This window comes from Curtobacterium flaccumfaciens (assembly GCF_013359815.1).
GTDB lineage: Bacteria > Actinomycetota > Actinomycetes > Actinomycetales > Microbacteriaceae > Curtobacterium > Curtobacterium flaccumfaciens.
On the sequence record NZ_JABMCF010000039.1, the window covers coordinates 98,418 to 119,788 of the forward strand.

The 21,371-nt window shown below is 71.8% G+C and carries 17 protein-coding genes; 8 read left to right on the plus strand and 9 right to left on the minus strand.

Annotated features, from left to right (window positions below; genetic code table 11):
• Nucleotides 1-153: 153 nt before the first annotated feature.
• The 3 genes from HP445_RS12000 to HP445_RS12010 all read right to left on the minus strand — a co-directional run bounded on the left by HP445_RS12000 (nucleotide 154) and on the right by HP445_RS12010 (nucleotide 5,317).
• Nucleotides 154-1,374: an ice-binding family protein gene (locus HP445_RS12000; protein WP_241660385.1), complete on the minus strand. Its 1,221-nt coding sequence runs from the start codon at nucleotides 1,372-1,374 to the stop codon at nucleotides 154-156.
• Nucleotides 1,375-1,750: 376 nt separating this feature from the next.
• Complete coding sequence (locus HP445_RS12005) at nucleotides 1,751-3,883, minus strand: Ig-like domain repeat protein (RefSeq protein WP_111028678.1); 2,133 nt, start codon at nucleotides 3,881-3,883, stop codon at nucleotides 1,751-1,753.
• 138 nt (nucleotides 3,884-4,021) lie between these two features.
• On the minus strand, nucleotides 4,022-5,317 hold the full coding sequence (locus HP445_RS12010; RefSeq protein ID WP_128780210.1) for a HupE/UreJ family protein: 1,296 nt from the start codon (nucleotides 5,315-5,317) through the stop codon (nucleotides 4,022-4,024).
• A 122-nt stretch (nucleotides 5,318-5,439) separates the two neighbouring features.
• On the opposite strand from HP445_RS12010, the gene HP445_RS12015 reads away from it, so the two are divergent.
• Nucleotides 5,440-6,156 (plus strand): type 1 periplasmic-binding domain-containing protein, encoded by a 717-nt coding sequence (locus HP445_RS12015; protein WP_128780211.1) that lies wholly within the window; start codon nucleotides 5,440-5,442, stop codon nucleotides 6,154-6,156.
• A gap of 15 nt (nucleotides 6,157-6,171) precedes the next feature.
• On the opposite strand, the gene HP445_RS12020 is transcribed toward HP445_RS12015, so the two are convergent.
• The 5 genes from HP445_RS12020 to HP445_RS12040 all read right to left on the minus strand — a co-directional run bounded on the left by HP445_RS12020 (nucleotide 6,172) and on the right by HP445_RS12040 (nucleotide 12,575).
• Nucleotides 6,172-7,095, minus strand: a complete 924-nt coding sequence (locus HP445_RS12020) for an ROK family protein (protein WP_128780212.1) — start codon at nucleotides 7,093-7,095, stop codon at nucleotides 6,172-6,174.
• Entirely contained in the window at nucleotides 7,092-8,777 is a 1,686-nt protein-coding gene (locus HP445_RS12025) for a dipeptide ABC transporter ATP-binding protein (RefSeq protein WP_128780213.1), read from the minus strand. The genes HP445_RS12020 and HP445_RS12025 overlap by 4 nt, the downstream gene beginning before the upstream one ends.
• The gene (locus tag HP445_RS12030) at nucleotides 8,777-9,670 is read right to left on the minus strand and encodes an ABC transporter permease (protein WP_111024068.1); all 894 of its coding nucleotides are present in this window, start codon (nucleotides 9,668-9,670) and stop codon (nucleotides 8,777-8,779) included. Before HP445_RS12030 ends, HP445_RS12025 begins: the two co-directional genes overlap by 1 nt.
• Nucleotides 9,671-9,725: 55 nt before the next feature.
• Complete coding sequence (locus HP445_RS12035) at nucleotides 9,726-10,685, minus strand: ABC transporter permease (RefSeq protein WP_027467218.1); 960 nt, start codon at nucleotides 10,683-10,685, stop codon at nucleotides 9,726-9,728.
• A gap of 96 nt (nucleotides 10,686-10,781) precedes the next feature.
• Nucleotides 10,782-12,575 carry a peptide ABC transporter substrate-binding protein gene (locus tag HP445_RS12040; RefSeq protein WP_128780214.1) on the minus strand — a complete coding sequence of 598 codons (1,794 nt, stop codon included), beginning with the start codon at nucleotides 12,573-12,575 and terminating at the stop codon, nucleotides 10,782-10,784.
• Nucleotides 12,576-12,802: 227 nt separating this feature from the next.
• Between HP445_RS12040 and HP445_RS12045 the strand changes: the two genes are divergently transcribed.
• Genes HP445_RS12045 through HP445_RS12060 form a run of 4 tightly spaced genes read left to right on the plus strand, consistent with a single transcriptional unit; the run spans nucleotide 12,803 to nucleotide 17,556 of the window.
• Nucleotides 12,803-13,987 carry an ROK family protein gene (locus HP445_RS12045; RefSeq protein ID WP_083404204.1) on the plus strand — a complete coding sequence of 395 codons (1,185 nt, stop codon included), beginning with the start codon at nucleotides 12,803-12,805 and terminating at the stop codon, nucleotides 13,985-13,987.
• Nucleotides 13,980-15,536: a M81 family metallopeptidase gene (locus HP445_RS12050; RefSeq protein ID WP_128780215.1), complete on the plus strand. Its 1,557-nt coding sequence runs from the start codon at nucleotides 13,980-13,982 to the stop codon at nucleotides 15,534-15,536. Before HP445_RS12045 ends, HP445_RS12050 begins: the two co-directional genes overlap by 8 nt.
• A complete protein-coding gene (locus HP445_RS12055) occupies nucleotides 15,533-16,270 on the plus strand; it encodes a copper homeostasis protein CutC (protein WP_128780216.1) in 738 nt (245 codons plus the stop codon). Before HP445_RS12050 ends, HP445_RS12055 begins: the two co-directional genes overlap by 4 nt.
• Before the next feature lie 53 nt (nucleotides 16,271-16,323).
• Nucleotides 16,324-17,556 carry an MFS transporter gene (locus tag HP445_RS12060; protein WP_128780217.1) on the plus strand — a complete coding sequence of 411 codons (1,233 nt, stop codon included), beginning with the start codon at nucleotides 16,324-16,326 and terminating at the stop codon, nucleotides 17,554-17,556.
• 111 nt (nucleotides 17,557-17,667) lie between these two features.
• On the opposite strand, the gene HP445_RS12065 is transcribed toward HP445_RS12060, so the two are convergent.
• Entirely contained in the window at nucleotides 17,668-18,312 is a 645-nt protein-coding gene (locus HP445_RS12065; RefSeq protein WP_241660386.1) for an ATP-binding cassette domain-containing protein, read from the minus strand.
• Nucleotides 18,313-18,362: 50 nt separating this feature from the next.
• On the opposite strand from HP445_RS12065, the gene aztB reads away from it, so the two are divergent.
• From aztB to HP445_RS12080, 3 genes are read left to right on the plus strand one after another with little or no spacing between them, the layout of a single operon-like run.
• Nucleotides 18,363-19,256 carry a zinc ABC transporter permease AztB gene (gene aztB / locus HP445_RS12070; RefSeq protein WP_111039703.1) on the plus strand — a complete coding sequence of 298 codons (894 nt, stop codon included), beginning with the start codon at nucleotides 18,363-18,365 and terminating at the stop codon, nucleotides 19,254-19,256.
• Nucleotides 19,253-20,470: a YncE family protein gene (locus tag HP445_RS12075; RefSeq protein WP_128780218.1), complete on the plus strand. Its 1,218-nt coding sequence runs from the start codon at nucleotides 19,253-19,255 to the stop codon at nucleotides 20,468-20,470. Before aztB ends, HP445_RS12075 begins: the two co-directional genes overlap by 4 nt.
• Entirely contained in the window at nucleotides 20,467-21,369 is a 903-nt protein-coding gene (locus HP445_RS12080; RefSeq protein ID WP_241660387.1) for a metal ABC transporter substrate-binding protein, read from the plus strand. The genes HP445_RS12075 and HP445_RS12080 overlap by 4 nt, the downstream gene beginning before the upstream one ends.
• Nucleotides 21,370-21,371 lie beyond the last annotated feature (2 nt).

Genomic DNA, 21,371 nt, shown 5'->3' on the forward strand with positions numbered 1-21,371 from the left:
CAGTAGGGAGCGCGCTGCTCGCCGCGGATCGTCCTGGAGGATGAGGTGGCGGCTCAGTCCCTGAGGGTCCTCACGGGTGCGACCACCGGGAGCCCGACGGCACGCAGACGGCCCCGCGACCAAGGTCGCGGGGCCGTCGATCGTGCGGGTGGATCAGATGCGGCCGACGGTGCGGCGACGGCGACGCAGCAGGACCATGAGCGTGGCACCCGCGGCGAGCAGTGCGGCGGCGATGCTCAGCGGGACGGTCGGGTCCGAGCCGGTGAACGCGAGCTCACCGGTGGGCTGGTCGGTTCCGCCGCCACCGCCACCGCCGCCGCCGGCGCCTGCGGGGCCGCTCGGGGTCGCGGTGGGCACCACTGCGGGTGCCGTCGGGGTGGGTGTCGCGGTGGGCACCGGTGCCGGGGCGCGGACCGTGATGGTGACCGTCTGGGTGTCGTCCGGGCTGGTGCCGTTCGACGCGGTGATCGTCACGGTCGAGGTGCCCGGGGTGGTCGGGGTGCCGGAGATGACGCCGGTGGTGCTGTCGATCGTCAGGCCGTCGGGCAGGCCCGTGGCGGTGAAGGTCGGGTTCGGGGTGCCGGTCGCGGTGACGGTGGACGAGTAGGGCACGTCCACGGTGCCGTCGGACGGGGTGCCCGAGGTGATGGTCGGCGACTCGGACGGCGTGCCCGGTGCGGGGCAGCCGTTGGAGGCCGTGATCGTGTTCGTGTCGAGGGTGACGGCGCCGGTGCGGGCCAGCAGTCGGCCCTGCACGGTCGCGCCGGTGGTGGCGGTCACGGACTGCTGCGCCAGGACGGTGCCCTGGAACTGGGCGCCGGTGCCGACGGTGGCGGAGCTGCCGACCTGCCAGAACACGTTGCACGAGCTGGCGCCGCCGGTGATCACGATCTGGCTGGCGGACCCGATGGTCAGGGTCGACGCGGCCTGGAACACCCACACGGAGTTCGCGCTGCCGGCCAGGGTCAGCGCACCGTTGTTCGCCAGGGCGAGGGCGCCGCCGGAGTACACGCCGGGCGAGAGCGAGAGGCCGTTCAGCTCGGTCAGACCGGTCTGGGTCGGGGAGAGCGACGCGGCGACGTTGTACGCGGTGGTGGTGTCGCGCTGGGCCTGTGCGGCCGCGGCGTCGGTCTGGTGCGTGGTGCCGTTGACGACGCCGTTCGGTGCGCCGCCGAAGCCGGTGATGGACGTGCCCGGCGACAACCCGAGGTCGCCGTTGATCACGGAGGGGCCGGTGTTCGTGACCGCGCTCGCGCCGAGGACTCCGTAGGTCGATGCGGTGCCGAGGTTGACCGGACCGTCGATGACCGTCGCGGCGGATGCTCCGCCACCGGTCCCGAGGGTGACCAGCGCGGCGACGGCAGCCGCCGACACGACCAGGAGGGAACTGCGTCTGAGATGGCGAGCCTGCACGGTCCGACCGCTTCCTGCAAGGAGAGGCGGGGTGACGTCGGCGACGAGCGCGCATTCTCGGTGGCTCGAAGTATGCGCTTCTCCACAGTGATTACCTAGGAATGTCTGAACATTCGCCCAAAGCCTGGCAGTTGGCCTGGCTGCCTAGGCGATCCCGGCCTGTGAGCGCATGCTCACCACAGGTTGACCGGCCGCTCTCACCAGCGGACGGGTAGGGAGTTCGGGTCTCCCGTCAGCCGGTGCGGCGCCGGTCCCGGGTAGGACCGGTCGCCCACCCCCGGACACACGGCGAAGGGCCCCGCGATCGGGATCGCGGGGCCCTTGCTGGTGCCGGGTGCTACTTGATGACGACCTTGATGGTCGGGCTGGTGCTCGTGCTGAGCTCCGAGGTCCCGGCGAAGACGGCGTGCAGGTTGTGCGTGCCCTTCTTCAGCGGGAGCTTCGACGTGACCACGCCGTTCTCCACCGTGACGGTGGCGAGGCGCTTCGAGCCCTGGTAGATCCGGGCGGTGCCGTCGACGCTGAAGCCGGTGGCCTTCACCTGGACGGTCGCCTTGCCGCCGCTGTACTTGATGGCGGTGCGGGACGGGGCCTTCTCGACGGTGACCGTCATGGCCTTCGCCGTCTTCGAGTTCGTTCCCGAGTACACCGGGTCCGCGTTGACGAACGAGGCCGTGACCGCGTGCTTGCCGATGGCGAGCGTCTTCGGCAGCGTCATGCTCGCCGCGCCGTCCTTGACCGGGGCCGTGCCGAGGACCTTGCTGCCGTCCTTGAACGTCACGGTGCCCTGCTGGGTACCGATGCCACCGGCGATGGTCGCGGTGACCGTGGCCGGCTTGGCGGTGCCGTAGGTCTGCTCCGCGGCCGACGCGGTGAGCGTGGTGGTCGTCGTCGGCAGCGTGGCGTGCAGGTTGAACTTGTCGACCGTCGAACCGATCGCAGCCGGGTCGGCCGTGGCCGTCGGCTGGAGGGTCACACCGCAGCTGTCCACCTTGCCGTGCTGCACCGCCGAGTTGAGCGTGGTGCAGTCGCTGGCGCGGATGTTCTCGACGGCGAGCTTGTCGTCGGTGACCGAGACCTTCACGAAGGTGCGGACGTGCTCCTGGTTCTCGACCGAGTTGGCGAAGTGACGCTCACCCTTGGGGTCGAGCGGGTCCGCGCCGTAGCCCTGGGTGGCGTCCGGGGTGGTGAGGTCGTAGTACTTCGAGCCGGAGGCCGAGTTCGCCGTCATGTAGATGACGCCGCCGGGGCCGGAGAAGACCTCGGGAGCAGCAGGCTGCTCGTTGACGTTGGCCTTCTTGCCGTTCTTGATCGCGTAGCTGCGCGAGTAGGAGTGGTCGTGGCCCTGCAGGACGAGGTCGACACCCATGTCCGAGAACGAACGCGTGAAGTCGAACCGGCGCTGCTGGTTGTCACGGTCGTTCGCGTGGTCGGCCGGCGAGTAGATCGAGTGGTGGTAGACCAGCGTCGTCCATTTCGCGTCGTCGCCGTAGCGGTTGATGACGTCGCGCACGTAGTTCACGTGGGCAGCGTCCGAACCGGCCGCGTAGGCGTTCGAGTTGATGTCGATGAACAGGACGCCCTTGTACATGTACCAGTAGTCGCCACCCGAGTTCGCGGTGGTGTTGCCGCCCGGGTAGAAGTCCGGCACCTTGAGCGAGTTCGGCACCTGGTTGTGCTGCTCGTAGGCCTTGCCACCCACGTCGTGGTTGCCGATGGTCGAGGCCCACGGGTAGCGCTTCAGCACGTCGCTGCTGTCGGCGAACGCACCCCACTCGTACTCGTTGTTGGCGTGCTCGACCTGGTCGCCACCGGAGACCAGGAGCTCGGCGTCCGGCTCGGTCGACGTGGCGTACTTGAGCGTGTCCGCCCAGCCGGCGCCGTCGTCGTCCGTGAAGCCGGACGAACCGATCTGCGGGTCACCGAAGAACAGGAAGTCGAAGTCGCCGGAGAAGCTCTTCGTGGTGAAGGTGTACGACGCGGACCAGGCCGAGCCGTCCGCCGCACCGACGTGGTACGTGTACGAGGTGTTCGGCTCGAGGGCCGAGATCGTCGCGTGCGCGTTGATGTAGCCCGACTCGGCGGCGATGCCCGGGATGCTCTTGGTGTTCGAGTCGGTCGCGCTCGAGTCGGCTGCGGTGTTCGCGGCCTCCGAGGCGGCGACCGTCTGCTTGGCGTCCGTGAAGACGCCGTCCGTCATGGACGCGGTCTTCTGGATCTCGAGCGACTGCGCGACGTTCGTGGGGAAGTACCACGAGGCGATGCGCTGGCTCTCGGTCGCGCCGACGCCGAGCAGGATGTGGATCGGGCCACCGGTCGAGATGTTGGTGGTGGGGGTGTTCGTCGCGGCGGTGGCGGCGTTCGTGCCGACCATCGAGGCACCGGCGATGAGCGCGGCCCCGAGGACGGCTCCGCAGACGCGGAGGGTGGTGGTTCTGCGCCGGGTAGTGGCGCCGGACAGGAGACTCATGTTGGTCCGTTTCTCAGACGTGGGATGGTGCAGCACGGAAGACTCTGCATGCACTGCAAAACGTCTTGGTAAACGCTGAGTGACGGTTCGTCGCTGTTCAGGAACGAACGCGACTCGTCAGCGGGCCCGAGGCGAGCGTCAGCCCGCCGCGAGCCGCTCGACGAACCAGATCATCCCCATCGCGAACACGCCGGCGGTCACGGCACCCGTCACCCAGAGCGACATCCGGTGTGCCTTCCGCCGCAGCAGCGAGAGCGGCGGGAAGACGATGACGATGATCGCGAGCTGCACGGCCTCGATGCCGACGTTGAAGATGAGGAGCGAGACCAGCAGCTGCCACGAGAACGCCTCGTGGATGCCGAGGGCCCCGGCGAACCCGAGCCCGTGGATGAGCCCGAAGGCGAAGACGACGGCCAGGCGGGTCCAGCCGGCGCGGTCGAGCGAGAAGTGTCCGTGCTCGCCGACCACCAGTTCGTCGGCCCGCGATCGACGACGCCAGAGCCGCCACAGGTACCAGCCGGCGACGGCGGCGATGGACAGGGCGATGAGCGGCTCGACCACGATCGCGGGCGGGCTCACCACACCGAGGGCGGCGAGGATGAACGTGATCGAGTGGGCGATCGTGAACGCGGACGCCGTGTAGACGACCTCGCGCAGGCGACGCGATCCGGCGATGAGCGCCACGAGGAACAGGATGTGGTCGATCCCGGTCAGCAGGTGCTCGGCGCCGAGGCGGAAGAACTCCCAGAAGCGCTCACCCGCCGACTGTTCGGTCGAGAACGTGCGCTGCGAGGCGTCGAGGGTGGCCGAACCCGTCCGGTCGTCGACGTCGTAGGTGACGATCGTCTTGGTGTCGCGCACGAAGGTCTCGTCGTCGGGGAAGAGCTCCGACGACACCACGTGCCCGGACTGCGTCTCCGACGGTTCCGGGCAGGTGAAGTCCGCGGTCACGTGGGCGTACGGCACCTCGTCCTGCAGGTCGACGGTGACGGTGTCGTCGAGCGTGCCCGTGCAGGCCTGCCCGCCGGCTCCGGTGACCCGGAACCGGTCGAACACGTACTTCCCGATCGCGTCGGTGTGCGCCTCGGCAGCCGTCACCATCCCCGGGAAGTCCCCGTCGTCCCAGGCCTGCTGCCCCTGCTCGTGCAGCGCGTCGTCGTGCTCGCTCGTGGCCACCGAGACGAGCATCAGGTCGTACTCGAGCCCGAGCTTCGCCTGCACGACGGTCGGCTTCGTGGACGTGACGTCGGCGTAGACCACCGAGCTGAAGCCGTGCGCCGACGCCGGTGCAGCACCCGCCAGCACGCCGATCACGACCACCCCGAGCAGCACGAGCGCGGCGACGACGCGTGCGACGAGCGCGAATAGGGGGAAGGAGCGGGCGGAGCGGGCAGGGCGGGCGCGCAGGAGCGCGGCGGTGGTTCCGGAGGGCACGCGCAGACGATCCGGCCCGCAGACGACCGGCAGGTGAACAACCGGTGACCAGCAACGGGACGGCGGTCGGACAGGTCCCCGGACCGGCCCGGAGCGGCCGTCGAGCGTGCTTGCATGGTGCCGTGATCCGCCCCGCCACCCGGACGACCTCCCTGTTGACCGCCGTCGCCCTCGCCGCGGCCGGCACCGCGCTGCTGGCCGGCTGCTCCGGGGCGTCGGACGGCGCCACCGGCGGCACCGGCCCGACGGCGACCGCGTCGGCGCACGCCTCGGCCGGGGTCCTGGGCACCGGGTTCTCCGACCCCGACCAGCCGCCGGCCCCCGAGGCCACCATCCACCCCGAGCCCGGTTCGTGGTCCGGGGTGCACGCCCCCGCCGGCTACGACGTCGTGCTGCTCTCCGACGCGGGTGACGCCGCCGACGCTCCGACCCGGACCCTGCTCGACGCCGTCGAGTCGTGGGCCGCGGACGAGGACGTCACCGTCACCCCGGTCTCGGCGAAGGGCCCCGACGACCGGATCGCCGCGGTCCTGCGCGCCGTCGACGCCGAGCCCGACCTGGTCATCACCGTCGGCAACCACATGGTCGACCCGCTCGCGGCCGTCTCGCCGACCGCGCTCCACCAGCAGTTCCTGGTCGTCGGTGCCGAGATCGCGGAGCCGACGTCGAACGTCACGGCGGCGGACTGGACGGGCGGCGGGTTCCGCGGCGAGGGCCTCGGCCCGTCGAGTCACTACGACCCGGAGACCTTCACCGAGGACCGCGCGGCCCGCGGCCTGCGCGCCGGACTCGCCGCCGTGCTCCACGACCTGCGCGGCATCGTCGTCTGGGTGCCCTGACCGGGCGCTCCCCCGCTACGCGGTCTCCGGCTCCAGCACGCGCGCTCGCACCTGCGCCGCTGCGCCGAGTGCCACGGCATCGGACCCGAGCGTCGACTGCGCGAGCCGGATCGTCGCCCCGCTGACCGGCGGTTCCGCGGCGATCGCCGCCGAGATGGCCGGTTCGAGCAGGTCCCAGGACCGAGCGATCCCGCCGCCGATCAGGACGGTGGTGACGTCGAGGATCCCCGCGGTCAGCAGTGCGGCACGGGCCAGGCCCCACCCCGCGGTGGCGAAGACGGCGGCCGCGTCGGTGTCCCCGCCGCGTGCGGCGACGGCGACGTCCCGTGCCGAGAGCATCCGCCCAGAGCGTTCGGCGTAGCGGTCGGCGATGCCCCGTGCGCCTGCGATGGTCTCCAGGTGCCCGGTCTGCCCGCAGGTGCACCGGGCATCGCCGAAGCCGGGGACGTGGCCGATCTCGCCGGCGGCTCCGCGCGGGCCGGCGAAGAGCCGTCCGTCGAGCACGAGCGCACCGCCGACGCCGGTGCCGAGGGTCATCCCGAGCACGTCGGACTCCCCCACGACCGCACCGGTGGCGATCTCGCCGAGCAGGAACGCGTTCACGTCGTTGTCCAGGGTCGCGGGGACGCCGAGGGCGTCCGTCACCGCCCGGGTCACGCCGTAGCCGGCCCAACCGGTGAACGAGTTGCCGGTGACCAGGACGGTCCCCGTGGTCCGGTCGACGACGCCGGCCGCGCCCACCCCGACACCCGCCAAGGAGGCCCGGTGCGTGTCGAGCAGACCCGTCACGGCCCCGAGTGCCGCCGTCACGATCGCCGCCCCACCCGCGTGGGCGGGCGTCGGCAGGTCGAGGCGGTCGATGACCTCGAGGTCGGGCGTGGTCAGGACGACCTTCGTGTTCGTGCCGCCGACGTCGACCCCGGCCAGGACCCGGGTCACGCGGTCACCGCCGCGAGTGAGGCGAGGCGCTCCGTCCGACGCTGCCGTTGCAGCACGGGGTCGGGCACCGGCACCGCGGCGAGCAACCGACGGGTGTAGTCGGTGGTGGGGTGCAGCAGTGTCGTGCCGGTGGTGCCCTGCTCCTCGACGACGCCCTGGCGCATCACGACGACGCGCTCGGCGAAGTGCTGCACGACGGCCAGGTCGTGCGAGACGAACAGGCACGCGAAGCCGAGGTCGTCCTGCAGCTCGCCGAGGACCTCGAGCACGGTCTCCTGCACGCTGACGTCGAGCGCCGAGGTGGGTTCGTCGGCGACGAGCAACCGCGGTTCGAGCACCAGCGCCCGGGCGAGCGAGACCCGCTGGCGCTGCCCGCCGGAGAGCTCGCGCGGGGCACGGGACGCCAGGGTCCGCGGCAGCCGCACGGCGTCGAGCACCTCGTCGATGCGACGACGACGATCGGCCGACGACATCCCGCGACGGTGCACGGCGAGGGGCTCAGCGATGCACTCGGCCACCGACATCCGGGCGTCGAGGGACGCCACCGGGTCCTGCAGCACGACGCCGATGCCGGAGCGGAGTGCACGACGGTCACGGCCCTTCGCGGTCCGCAGGTCCTGCCCGAACAGCGACACCGTGCCGGACGTCGGCTTGATGAGCCCGAGCGCCACCCGGGCCGCGGTCGACTTGCCGGAGCCGGACTCGCCGACCAGGCCGACGGTCTCACCGGCGTGCACCGCGATGTCGATGCCCGCGAGCGCGTGGACGGCGCGCGCCCCGCGCCCGAACGTCACCGAGACGTCCCGCAGGTCGACCACCGGGGCCGCACCGGGCCTCCCGGCCGGCTCGGTCTCCGCGTCGGTGACGGGAGCCGGCGGACGATCGCCCGCCACGTCGAGCCGCGGCACCGCGGCGAGCAACCGCTTGGTGTACTCGTGCTCGGGGCGGAGGAGGACGTCCTCGACCCCGCCGGTCTCGACGATCTCGCCCTGGAGCATGACCGCGACCCGGTCGGCGAAGTCCGCGACGACCCCCATGTTGTGCGTGACGAGCAGCACGCCGGTACCGGTCTCGACGGCGAGCGCGCGGAGGAGCTCGAGGATCTCGGCCTGCACGGTCACGTCGAGGGCGGTGGTCGGCTCGTCCGCGATGAGCAGCTTCGGGGCGTTCGCGATCGCCATCGCGATGACCACGCGCTGGCGCTGCCCACCCGACAGCTGGAACGGGAACGAACGGGTCCGGGACTCGGGGTCCGGGATGCCGACGCGACGGAGCAGGTCGACGGCCTCGGCCGCGGCGGCGGACGCGGAGACGTCTCGGTGGTTCCGGATCACCTCGGCGATCTGGGCACCGACGCGGGTGAGCGGGTCGAGCGCGGTCGCGGGCTCCTGGAAGACCATCGAGACGGTCGAGCCGCGCAGGGCCCGCAGCGCGGGTTCGGGGGCGCCGATCACCTGGTGCCCGGCGACGACGGCGCTGCCCGAGGCCGTCGCGTTGCCGGAGAGCAGACCCATCGCGGCGAGGGCGACCGTCGACTTGCCGGAGCCGGACTCGCCGACCAGGGCGAGGGTCTCGCCGGGTGCGACCGACAGGGACACCCCCCGCACGGCGTCGACGGTGCCGGACTCGGTGCTGAAGGAGACGCCGAGGTCGGTCGTCCGCAGGATCGGTTCGTTGGTCATCAGCGGCCCCGCACGTCGAAGGCGTCCCGCAGTCCGTCGCCCACCGCGTTGAACGCGCAGACGACCAGGATCACGGCCAGACCCGGCGGCACGATGAGCCACCAGCGTCCGGAGTAGGCGGCGGTGAGTCCCGCCGAGAGCATGCCGCCCCAGTCCGTCGCGGGCGGCTGCACGCCGAGCCCGAGGTACGAGACGTAGGCGACCAGCAGGATCGCGTCGGCGACCTGGAACGTCGCCGCGACGACGATCGTCGACACCGAGTTCGGCAGCAGGTGCTTGCCGATGGCGCGGGCGTGCGAGCCACCGATCGCGCGCAGGGTCAGGACGTAGTCGCGGTTCTTGAGCGTCAGGGTCTCGGCGCGGATCAGGCGGGACGGCACGAGCCAGGACACCAGGCCGAGGATGACGATGAGGCCGCCGACGCCGGGGTTCGTGATCGCCGAGATGACGAGCAGGATGAACAGGGCCGGGATCGCGATGCCGGCGTCGACGACGCGCATCATCAGGGCGTCGACCCAGCCGCCGACGTACCCGGCGACGGAACCCCACAGGGTGCCGACGACGGTGGCCAGGACCCCGGCGGCGATGCCCACCATCAGGGAGACCTTGCCGCCGTACATCAGGCGGCCGAGGACGTCGTGGCCGACGGCGTCGGTGCCGAGCCAGTGCGCGGCGCTCGGGCCCTGGTTGGCCTGCTCGAGCAGTGTGTGGGTCTGGTCGGTCGGGTACACGAACGGGCCGACGAAGCAGAACAGCACGATGACGACGATCAGGGCGAGGCCGATCACGGCGAGGGTGTTGCTCCGGAACCGGCGGGCTGCGAGCCGGAACCCGGTCGCCGCGACGGTGACGGGGGCGCCCGGGGCTTCGGGGGCCATCTGGACGGCGGTCATGCGCGGCTCGCCTTCACGTCATGGGTGGACGCAGCATCGATGGCTGACGTGGCGGTCATGCGCGGCTCGCCTTCACTCGGGGATCGATGAGGGACTGTGCGACGTCGGCGAGCAGGGTGCCGATGACGGTCGCGATGGAGATGACGAGCACGCAGCCGAGCAGCGTCGGGTAGTCGGAGGACTGCGCGGCGTTCCAGAAGAGCAGCCCCATGCCGGGGTAGTTGAACAGCTGCTCGGTCACCAGGGCGCCACCGAACAGCACCGGCAGGTAGTACCCGAGCATCGCGACGACCGGGGTCAGCGAGTTGCGGAACACGTGCCGCCGCAGGATCGTCGCGGTCGAGGCGCCGCCGGCACGGGCCGTGCGGACGTAGTCCTCCTGCAGGTTCTCGAGCGTCGAGGCGCGCATGTACCGACTGAACACCGCGATCATCGCGAGGGCTCCGGTCACCACGGGCAGCACGAGTCCGGCGGGGTCCTGGAACACCTCGGCCAGGGTGGTGCCGCTCGGGGCCTGGGACGGCAGCCACGGCAGCTGCTGGCTGAAGACGATGATCAGGACGAGCCCCAGGAAGAACGCCGGCGTCGAGTAGAAGACGAACGCCAGGGCGGTGGCGGCGTAGTCGACCGCACCGTTGCGGCGGGCCGCCTGGAGCATCCCGACCGGGATCGCGACGACGAGTCCGAGCACCGCGGAGATGCCGGTGAGCACGAGGGTCTTCGGCAGGCGCTCGGCGATGAGCTGCGAGACCGGCTCGTTGAGGGTGTACGAGGTGCCGAGGTCGCCGGTGAGCAGACGACCGAGGAACCGCAGGTACTGCACGGGCAGCGGCTGGTCGAGCCCCTGCGCCTGGTTGAACTGGGCGATCTGCGTGGGGGTCGCGGAGACGCCGAGCACGCCGCGGGCGGGGCCGCCGGGCAGCGCGTGCAGCAGGCAGAACACCACGACGGTGACGATGAGGATCACCGCGAGTGCCTGCAGGACGCGCCTGGTGAGGTAGAGAGCTGTGGTCATGCGGGTTCCGATGGTCGGTTCTTGCGTGAGCCGGGGCGGAGGCGCGGTGCGGGTCGGGCCCGCACCGCGCCTCCAGGCCGTGGTCGCGTCAGCGACCTACTTGGTCCACTTCCACTGGGCCGGGTGGAAGTTGGCGAGCGAGTCCTGGTCGAACCCGGACAGGCCCTTCTTGACGACCGAGATCTGGTAGTCGGGGCTCGGCAGCCAGATCACCGGCAGGTCCTTCGCGACCGCGGCGCTGTAGTCCTGCACGGCGGTGGCATCGGTCGAGGTGGTGGTCGCGTCGATCAGGGAGTCGACCTCCTTGTTCGAGTAGCTGCCGAAGTTCGCCGAACCGCCGGTCTGGAACAGCGACTCACCGGTCGGGTAGGCCGGGAAGTACCAGCTGCCCGCGGTGCCGAAGAACGACAGGTCCCAGTCGCAGCTGGCCTCGTCCGAGGTGCAGGTCGGGGTCTGCGACAGCACGCTCGACACCGGTGCGGTCTTGATGATGAAGTCGATGCCGGTCTTCGCGAGCGAGGACTGGATCGCGCTCATCATGTTGTCGGTCACGGTCGAACCGGACTGCGACAGGACCTGCATCGAGAACTTCGTGCCCTCCTTGACCCCCTCGCCACACTGGCTGGCGGACGTGCCCGGGTCGGTGCAGACCATCGTGCCGCCCTGCTCCTCCCAGCCGTGGCTGGTCAGCAGGTCCTTGGCCTTCGAGGTGCTGAACGAGTACGGGTTCGACTTCTGCACGTCGGAGACGTAGTCGGACTCCTGTGCCTGCGGGATCGGACCGTAGGTCGAGGTGGCGGTGCCGTTGAAGACCACCTTCGACAGCGACGTCTGGTCGATCGACATCTGGACGGCCTGACGGGCGTACAGCTGCTTGAAGACGGCGCCCATGTCGGGGTTGTTGAAGTTGTACGGCATGTACGTGATGGCCCAGCCGGTCCACGGCTCGACCTCGTAGCCCTTCCCGGTGAAGGACGCCTTCTGGTCCATGTCGGTGGCGTTGATGTACCCGTAGTCGACCTCGCCCGAGCGGACGGCGTTCACCTCGGCGTCGGCCGTGGTGAAGGGGAGCAGGTTCACCGTGGTGATCGACGGCTTCTCGCCACCGTCGTACTTCTTGTTGGCTGTCAGCGTGACCTTGCCGGCCGTGGTGAAGGTCTTGACGCCGTAGGGACCGGAGATGGTCTTCCACAGGTCGTCGGTGGCGTAGTCGGAGATCTTGCCGGCGGCGGTGTTGAGGTACTTCCACACCTGCTTCGCGCCGGCGGTGGTCTCGTCGGCGTCGGTCACCTTCGCGGTCGCGCTGGTCTTGTCCCAGGCGTGCTGGGGCAGCGGGATGATGTGGCTCAGCTGGTTGGCGAGCATCCAGTCCGAGTTGTAGGCCTTGTCGAACGTGATGGTGAAGTGCGTGTCGTCGACGGCCTTGAACGACGTCCAGTTGTCCGGCGCCTTGCCCTTGGAGTACGAGCCCCACTGGTCCTTGTTCGCCTTGATCAGGTTGAACCAGAACCCGACGTCGCGGCTCGTGATCGCCTCGCCGTCCGACCAGTGCCGGTCGCCGAGCGTCATGGTGACGCTCTTGCCGTCGTCGGCGAACTTCGCGTCGGTGGCGACGGAGCCGGCCTTGTTCCACGCGATCTTGCCGGTGGAGCCGTCGTACGCGACGAGCGGCTCGTACAGCGACTGGGCGATGGAGCCGTTGTTCGTGTTGAGGTGCGCGGCGGTGCCGATCGGCAGGATCCAGTTCGGCGTGAAGTTGGCGGGGAGCGCGTAGTCGATCTCGTCGGTCGATCCCTGCGAGGCGTTGCCGCCTCCGGAACAGCCGGCGAGCAGCGCGCTCACGGCGATCGCAGCTCCGGTGAGGAGCGCCCAGCGACGGGGCTTGGACATGCGGTGTCTCCTTGTGCGAGGGACTTCGGGGAGGTGGAGCACGGGTGCCGAGCGGCACGAGGACAGTCAAGGACCAAAGCGATTGGAAAAACAAACATCTCGATGTAAAAACTGCGTTACTGCGGAACGGACGAAAGGGTGGACCGCTCGATCCGCCCCGTAGGCTCGCGGCAGAACGGACCACCGACCGGTGTTCCACTCCCGTTCCGCCCGGATTGGAGAAAGTCGTGGCCGATCTCAGCGCCCGCGTCCTCGAGCTCGTCGCCTCGGGGCAGGCCGCCAGCCGGACCGAGATCGCGAAGGTGCTCGGAGCCGCCCCCTCGACCGTCTCGCACGTCGTCGGCCAGCTCCTGGAGCACGGGATCCTCGCCGAGGAAGGTACGGACGTCTCGACCGGCGGGCGCCCCCGCAAGGTGCTCCGCATCGGCGGCGTCGACGAGTACGCGGTCGCCGCGGACGTCGGTGGCGGGCACGCGCGCATCGGCGTGGTCCTGCCCGGAGGCGCGCTCGAGTCGGTCGCGAACGTCCCGTTCGCGCTCTCCGACGGTCCGACCGCCGGGCTCCAGCGCCTGGCCGCGCTGCTCGAGCGGCTCGCCGACGACCGTGGTCGCGAGGGGCTGCGGGGCGTCGGGCTCAGCCTGCCCGGGCCCGTCGACGTCGTCGCCGGGGTCGTGGACCTGCCGAGCCGGATGCCGGGGTGGAACGGGTTCCCCGTGGCCGCGTGGCTGAGCGACCGGTTCGGCCTGCCGGCGATCGTCGACAACGACGCGAACTGCATGGCGGCGGGTGAACAGACCGTGCAGGACCCGGCTCGACGCCAGACCATCACGATCAAGGCCGGGTCGGCGATCGGCGCGGGCATCGTCATCGACGGCCGGCTCTACCGCGGGTCGACCGGGGCCGCCGGGGACATCACCCACGTGCGGATCGACGCCGCCGGGGACACCCCGTGCTCGTGCGGCAACACCGGATGCCTGGAGACGGTCGCGTCCGGTGCCGCCCTGGTCCGGATCCTGTCGAACGCCGGGGTCGACGTCGCGTCGACCGCCGACGTCGTCCGGCTCGCCTCGGACGCACACCCCGAGGCAACCCGTGCCGTGCGGATGGCGGGCAAGTACCTGGGCGAGGTGCTCGCCGCCAACGTGAACTTCTTCAACCCGGACGCCGTCTACCTGGGCGGCATCCTGTCGACCCTCGACCCGTTCATCGCCGCCGTGCGGAGCCAGCTCTACGAGAGCTGCCACCCGCTGATGACCCAGCACCTGGCCATCGAGCCGGTGTCGCTCGGCGCCGACGCCGGGCTCGTCGGCGCCGGGCAGTTCGCGCTGCAGCGGGGCCTCGCCGCCTCGCTCGAGGAGCTCTCCGCGCCCATCCCCCAGTCCACCACCAGGAACAGGAGCGTCCGTGTCTGAGACCGGTCCCGTCACCCCCGCCGCCCCCGCCAGCACCGCTGGTGCCCGTCGCCCGGTCATCGCCATCGCCGGGCTCGCCATCGAGACGTCGACGTTCACGCCGACCCGGACCCACGCCCCCGCGTTCCACCCGGACCGCGGCGACGAGGCCGTCGCCCGGTACCCGTTCCTGGCGACCATGGCCGACCGGGCGGACTTCCGCGGGGCGCTCATCGGGCACGCGCTGCCCGGCGGGATCGTCGACCGGGCGTCGTACGAAGCCCTGGCCGACGAGATCGTCGAGCGGCTGGGTGCGATGGGTCCGGTCGACGGGCTCTGGTACGACATCCACGGTGCGATGGTGGTCGAGGGGCTCGACGACGCCGAGACGGACCTGCTCGGCCGCATCCGCGCGGTCGTCGGCCCCGACGTCATCGTCTCCGCGTCGATGGACCTGCACGGCAACGTCACGCGCGAGCTCGCCCACCAGGTCGACCTCGTCACCTGCTACCGGATGGCCCCGCACGAGGACACCCTCGAGACGAAGGAGCGTGCCGTCCGGAACCTCGTCGACGTGCTCATCGAACGCCCGGTCGGTGCGCAGCGACCCGTGAAGGCGTGGATCCCGATCCCCGTCCTGCTGCCCGGCGAGCAGACCTCGACCCGTCTCGAGCCGGCGAAGTCCCTGTACGCGCAGGTCCCGCTCGTCGAGCAGACCGAGGGCGTGCTCGACGCCGCGATCTGGGTCGGGTACGCCTGGGCCGACCAGCCCCGCGACCAGGCCGTCACCGTCGTCACCGGGTGGGACGAGGCCGCCGTCGCCGCCGGTGCCGAGCGGCTCGCCCGCGCGTTCTGGGACGTCCGCGAGGACTTCGTCTTCGTCGCACCGACCGGCACGTTCGAGGAGTGCCTCGACGCCGCGCTCGCCCCGGGCGCCGCGAAGCCGTACTTCGTCTCGGACTCCGGCGACAACCCCACGGCCGGCGGTTCCGGGGACATGACCTGGGGCCTGACGCAGGTGCTCGCCCGCCCGGAGTTCCAGGACCCGTCCGGCCCGACCGTCATCTACGCGAGCGTGCCCGGACCGGCCGCGGTCGCCGCGGCGGTGGAGGCCGGCGTCGGTGCGACGATCACCGTGACGGCCGGTGCCGAAGTCGACCACGTGCACGCGGGTCCGATCACGATGACCGGCCGGGTGCACGCGATCAAGCACGGCGACCGGGACGCCGAGACCGAGGTCGTGCTGCAGGTCGGCAGCGTCTTCGCGATCCTGACGAAGCTGCGGAAGCCGTACCACCACGAGCACGACTTCACCGACCTCGACCTGGCGCCGCGGCAGGCGGACGTCGTCATCGTGAAGATCGGGTACCTCGAACCGGAGCTGTTCGACATGTCCGCCGACTGGATGCTCGCGCTCACCCCGGGTGGTGTCGACCAGGACCTGCTGCGCCTCGGGCACCACAGGATCGAGCGCCCGATGTTCCCCTACGATCGAGTGTTCCCGACGGCACCGGACCTCCGCGCCCGCATCGTCCCCGCCTCCAACGAACCGCTCGGAGCCCCTGCATGAGCACCACCGCCGCACTCGAGATCGCCGTCACCTCTCCGGCGGGTGCGATCACCGCGCGGGACGGCGGCGCCGACCGCGTCGAACTCTGCGTCGGACTCGAGCTCGGCGGGCTCACCCCCTCGCAGGCACTGGTCGAGACGACCCACGAGACCGGGATCCCGGCGCACGCGCTGGTCCGCTGCCGCCCGGGCGGGTTCGTGCACTCCCCCGACGAGGTCGAGCTCATGGTGCGCGAGGTCCGCACGGTCCTGCGCTCCGGGGCCGCCGGTGTCGTGGTCGGTGCCCTGCGCCCCGACCGGACCCTGGACGAGGACGCCCTCCGCCGCTTCGTGGACGCCGCCCGGTCGGTCAGCGCCACCGCCGAGGTCACCCTGCACCGCGCGATCGACCACGCGACCGACCCCGTCGCCGCAGCCGGGTCGCTCGCCGCGCTCGGGTTCACCCGCGTCCTGACCTCGGGTGCCGCCCCCACCGCGGTCGCCGGCGCCGAGACGATCGCCCGCATGGTCGAGGCCGCCGGGCCCGTGCAGGTGATGGCCGGCGCCGGGGTCACCCCCGCCGACGTCCGCGCACTGCTCGCCACCGGTGCCGCCGCCGTGCACCTGTCGGCCAAGCGTCCGGCCGCGGACAGCACGCACGGCGGGGTGCCGATGGGCGCCGGGGACGACGGCTCCGCGCACTTCGTCACCGACGCCGAGGTCGTCGCGGCCGCACGGCGCGCGCTCGACGCCTGACCCGCTCGCCGTCACACGGGAATGGCGGCCGTCGGAACCCGCTTGACGCCCCCATGACATCGTCAGCAGCGCGCCGCGGGTGGCTCAGCGTCACGTCCGTCGCACTCGGGTCGTTCGTGCTCGTCCTGTCCGAGTTCCTGCCCATCGGACTGCTCCCCGCCATCGCCGACGACCTGGACGTCGGCATCGGCACCGCCGGCCTGATGGTCGTCGCCACCGGACTGGTCGGAGCCGTCGCCGCACCGGTCGTCACCGTCCTGACCTCGCGGCTCGACCGCCGGGTGGTGCTCGTGTCCCTGACCGTGCTGCTCGTCATCGCCGACGGCCTCGCCGCGATCGCGCCGTCGTTCTGGGTGCTGCTCATCGCACGGATGCTGCTCGGTGTCGGCATCGGGGGTTTCTGGGCCATCGGCGCCGGGATCGCCGGGCGACTCGTCCGGCCAGAGCTGACGATCCGCGCGACCTCGCTCATCACGGCCGGCGTCTCCGTCGCGACCGTCGTGAGCCTGCCGCTCGGCGCCCTGGTGTCGTCGCTCGCCAGCTGGCGCCTCGGCTTCGTGATCGGTGGGGCGCTCGGTGTCGTCGCGCTCGTCCTGCAGCTGGCGATGCTGCCGAGGATCCCCGCGCAGCAGCGGGTGCGGTTCGCCACGCTCGGTGCGCTGCTCCGCGTGCCCCGTGCCCGGGTCGGGCTCATCGCCGCAGCCTTCGTCTTCGCGGCCCAGTTCGCCGCGTACACCTACATCGCGCCGTACCTGCAGCAGCTCGTCGGCGTCGGCCCGGACACCGTGACGATCGCGCTGCTGGTGTTCGGCGTTGCGGGCATCGTCGGGAACTTCGCCGCGGGCTTCACGCTCGACCGCAGTGTCCTCGGCACCATCGGGGCGTCGAAGTTCGTGCTCGCGGCGGCCGTCGTGCTGCTGCCGCTGCTCGCCCACTCCGTCGTGGGGGTCTTCGTGCTGCTCGTCGTGTGGGGCCTGGTGTGGGGTGCGCTGCCGCTCGGGATGCAGACGTGGATGTCGACGGCGTCGCCAGCTGGGTCCGAGACCGGGCTCGCGCTCTTCGTCACGACGATCCAGCTCGCGATCGCCGCCGGTTCGGTGCTCGGTGGTGCCGCGGTGTCATCGTTCGGTCTGGCTGCTGACTTCTGGCTGGCCGGCGGGGTCGCGATCGTCGGTGCCGTGGTGCTCGTCGCGATGGGGCTGCGGAAGTCGAGCGCCGTGCCGGTGGTCGAGCCGGTCGCGGCCGACCCGACGCCGACCGGCCCGGTGGCCGTCGCCTGCCCCTGACCGCCGTTCCGGGGCCCGCAAAACACCGGTGTTCGTGCTCTGAACACGCGAGAACCGCGGTTCGACAGGTGAACACCGGTGTTTTGCGGAATCGGCACGACGGAAGCAGGGTCAGGTCAGGGTGACGATGCGGTCGGCTGCGGCGATCGCCACCGGGTCGTGGGCCGCGTGCACGACCACGACCCCGGCTGCGGCCTCGTCGGCGAGCGCCGCCACCACGAGCGCCGCCGACTCGGCATCCACGCCGGCGGTCGGTTCGTCGACCAGCAGCACCCCGCCCCGCTGGGCCAGCCCGAGCGCGACGAGGGTGCGCTGCCGCTGCCCGCCCGACAGTTCCTCGATCGGCCGGTCGGCGAGGTCCGTGATCGCCATCCGCTCGAGCTGCGCGTCGACGATCGCCCGGTCGGCGCGTCCGAGCGGCCGCCACCACGCGCGGTGCCGCCACCGCCCCATCGTGACGGCCGCGCGGACGGTGAGCGGGAGCGTGGTCGGCGGCACGGACTGGGTCACGTAGGCGACGCCGTCGGACGGGAGGCCCGTCACCCGCCCGGCGGTCGGCCGCACGACGTCCGCGACCACGTCGAGCAGCGTCGACTTGCCCGAGCCGTTCGGCCCGGTGAGCGCGGTGACGACCCCGGCGGGGAACGTCACGTCGAGCATGTCGAGGACGGTCCGGTCGCCGAGGACGGCCGTCACCCGGTCCAGGTGGACGGCGGATCGGGGCTCGGCGGGGTCGGTCGGCTCGGTCGCAGGCACCTGAGCACGCTATCAGTATCGATACTCGTTTTCATGTAGCGTCTCGGACCGTGACCTGGCTGACCGATCCGTTCTCCGTCGACTTCATGGTGCGCGCCCTGGTCGGCGGCTCCCTGGCGGCGGTCCTCTGCGCCGTGGTCGGCACGTGGGTGCTGGTCCGGGGCATGGCGTTCCTGGGCGAGGCGCTCTCGCACGGCATGCTGCCCGGCGTCGCGATCGCCACCCTGACCGGGATCCCGCCGGTGCTCGGTGCCGCGGTGAGCGCGGGCGTGATGGTGCTCGGCGTCGGGGCGCTGCGTCGTCGTGCCCGACTGTCGTACGACACCTCGATCGGCCTGCTCTTCGTCGGGATGCTCGCACTCGGCGTGATCATCGTGTCGTCCTCGCGGTCGTTCGCCACCGACGTCACCGCGATCCTGTTCGGCGACGTCCTCGCCGTCACCCGGGCGGACGTCGGTGGCCTCGCGATCGCCGCGGCCGTCGCCCTGGCCGTCGCCGTGGCGTTCCACCGACCCTTCACCGCACTGGCGTTCGACACCCGCAAGGCCACGACGCTCGGACTGCACCCACGACTGGCCGAGGTCGTGCTCATCGGGCTCGTCACCCTGGCGGTCGTCGCCTCGTACCGGGCCGTCGGCACCCTGCTCGTCGTGGGCCTGCTGCTCGCGCCGGCGGCCGCCGCCCGCGCCTGGACCCGGCACGTGGCCTCGACGATGCTCCTCGGCGCCGGCATCGGTGCCGCCGCCGTGCTCGTCGGGCTGCTCGTGTCCTGGCACGCCGGCACCGCCGCCGGCGCGAGCATCGCCGCGGTCGCCGTCGGCGGCGTCGTGGTCTCGCGCGCCCTGGCCGCCGTCGTCCTGCGGCGCACCCCGATCCCCACACCGGCGCGCGCGGCCGCGCCGGCAGCACCACGATCCGCCGCACCGTCTCGAGAGGGAGCATGAAGCACTCGACCACCAGCCGCGCCCCCGCGCGCCTCCTGTCCACCATCGGCCTCGCCACCGGCCTGGCCCTCACCGTCACCGCCTGTTCCACGGGCACCCCGTCGGCCGACGGCTCGACCGGCGCCGCCCGCCCCCACGGCTACGTGGCGGGCGCGAGCGAGTCCCAGGAACCCCAGGTGCGCCTCCTGGCCGTGTCGGCGACCGGCGCGACCGCGCTGCACGACCTGCTCACCGAGGAGAGCACCGAACTCGACGACGTGGACGCACCGGAGCACTCGGCGACCGACGGCCGGTTCCTCGTGACCAGCGACGCCGACCGCACGACGATCGTCGACGGCGGGTCCTGGACCGTCGACCACGGCGACCACACGCACTACTACGCCGCCGAGCCGCGGGTCGTGGGCACGATCGACGGCGGTGGCCGGATCGAGGTGCACTCGTCCGAGACCATGACGACGATCACCTGGCCGGACCGCGCCGAGGCCGTCGTGCTCGACCGCGAGGCGCTGGGCCAGGGCGAGGTCGACGAGACCGCACGGATCGACGCGAGCGTCCTGCTGCCGATGGGCGAGCAGCTCGTGGCGGCCGACGGCGACACCGTCCGCGTGCTCGACGCGGACGGCGAGGCGACCGACGCCGCCGACACCGCCGACACCGCCGACACCGTACAGACCTGCACCGACCCCGCCGGCGGGATCGTCACCCGCGCCGGTGCCGTCGTGGGCTGCGCCGACGGAGCGGTCGTGGTGGACGACGCCGGCGAGGCCTCGTTCGTCGCCCTGCCCGACGGCGCCGAGCGTCCGACGGCCTTCGCCGCCCGCGCCGGCCGGCCCACCGTGGCCGGGCTGGGCGGCACCACCGGGTTCTGGTTGCTCGACGTGCGAGAGGGCTCCTGGCGGCTCGTGCCGACCGAACGGCCCCTGCGCGCCGTGGTCGCGGTGGACGACGAGGACGAGCACGTGGTCGGGGTGGACGACTCCGGGCGGGTGGTCGTCGTGACCGCCTCGACGGGGAAGGTGGCCACGACGACGGCGCTCATCGACACCGGCGCAGACGACCCCGCGCCGATGCTGCAGCTCGACGCCCAGCGTGCCTACGTGGCCGACCCCGCGGACGGCACCGTGCACGAGATCGACTTCGCCGACGGCGCCCGGGTCGCTCGCACGATCGAGCTCCCCGTCACCCCCGTCGCCTTCGCCGAGGTCGGACTGTGACCGGCACCAGGGCCCTGACCGCGGGCCTCGTCGCCGCAGCCGTCGCCCTCGTCGCCACGGGGTGCACCACCGCCGGCTCCGACCGCCCCCTCGTCGCGGTGACGACGAACATCCTCGGCGACGTCGTCAGCGAAGTCGTCGGGGACCAGGCCTACGTCATGGTCCTCATGCCCCCGGGCGCCGACCCCCACTCGTTCGAGGTCTCCGCGCAGGAAGCCGCACGACTGCGGAGCGCCGACCTGGTGGTCGCGAACGGGCTCGGGCTCGAAGAAGGGGTCGCCCGTCACGTCGCGGCGGCGGCCGAGGACGGCGTGCCGGTCTCCACCGCGGGGGACGCGTTCGACCCGCTGGAGTGGACCACCGAGGACGACAGCGGCCCCGACCCGCACTTCTGGACCGACCCCGCCCGGATGGTCGACGTGGTCGAGGCCCTCGACCAGGACCTGCGCGACGCCGGCATCGAGCCGACCGGCACCGATGCCTACCTGGACGAGCTCCGCGACCTGGACAACACGATGACGACCGCGTTCCGGACCGTGCCCGAGGAACGCCGGGCGCTCGTCACGAACCACCACGTGTTCGGGTACCTGGCCGACCACTACGGGTTCCGGGTCGTCGGGGCGGTGATCCCGAGCGGGACCACGCTGGCCTCCCCGAGCGCCGCCGACCTGCGCGACCTGGCCGATGCGATCGACGAGGCGGGGGTCCGGACGATCTTCGCCGACGCCTCGCAGCCCGCGCGACTGGCCGAGGTGCTCGCGGAAGAGGTCGACCTGCACGTCGAGATCCGCCCGCTGGCGACGGAGTCCCTCACCGCGGACGGCGACGCCTCCACCTACCTCGGCATGATGCGCTCGAACACCGAGGCCATCGTCGACGGCTTGTCGACTGGTAATTGAGA

Bases quoted from the DNA above. Each gene is read 5' to 3' on its own strand.
- HP445_RS12060 (WP_128780217.1), top strand. From the start codon at position 16,324: ATGACATCGTCAGCAGCGCGCCGCGGGTGGCTCAGCGTCACGTCCGTC.
- HP445_RS12035 (WP_027467218.1), bottom strand. From the start codon at position 10,685: ATGACCACAGCTCTCTACCTCACCAGGCGCGTCCTGCAGGCACTCGCG.
- HP445_RS12005 (WP_111028678.1), bottom strand. From the start codon at position 3,883: ATGAGTCTCCTGTCCGGCGCCACTACCCGGCGCAGAACCACCACCCTC.
- HP445_RS12040 (WP_128780214.1), bottom strand. From the start codon at position 12,575: ATGTCCAAGCCCCGTCGCTGGGCGCTCCTCACCGGAGCTGCGATCGCC.
- HP445_RS12025 (WP_128780213.1), bottom strand. From the start codon at position 8,777: ATGACCAACGAACCGATCCTGCGGACGACCGACCTCGGCGTCTCCTTC.
- HP445_RS12055 (WP_128780216.1), top strand. From the start codon at position 15,533: ATGAGCACCACCGCCGCACTCGAGATCGCCGTCACCTCTCCGGCGGGT.
- HP445_RS12075 (WP_128780218.1), top strand. From the start codon at position 19,253: ATGAAGCACTCGACCACCAGCCGCGCCCCCGCGCGCCTCCTGTCCACC.
- HP445_RS12030 (WP_111024068.1), bottom strand. From the start codon at position 9,670: ATGACCGCCGTCCAGATGGCCCCCGAAGCCCCGGGCGCCCCCGTCACC.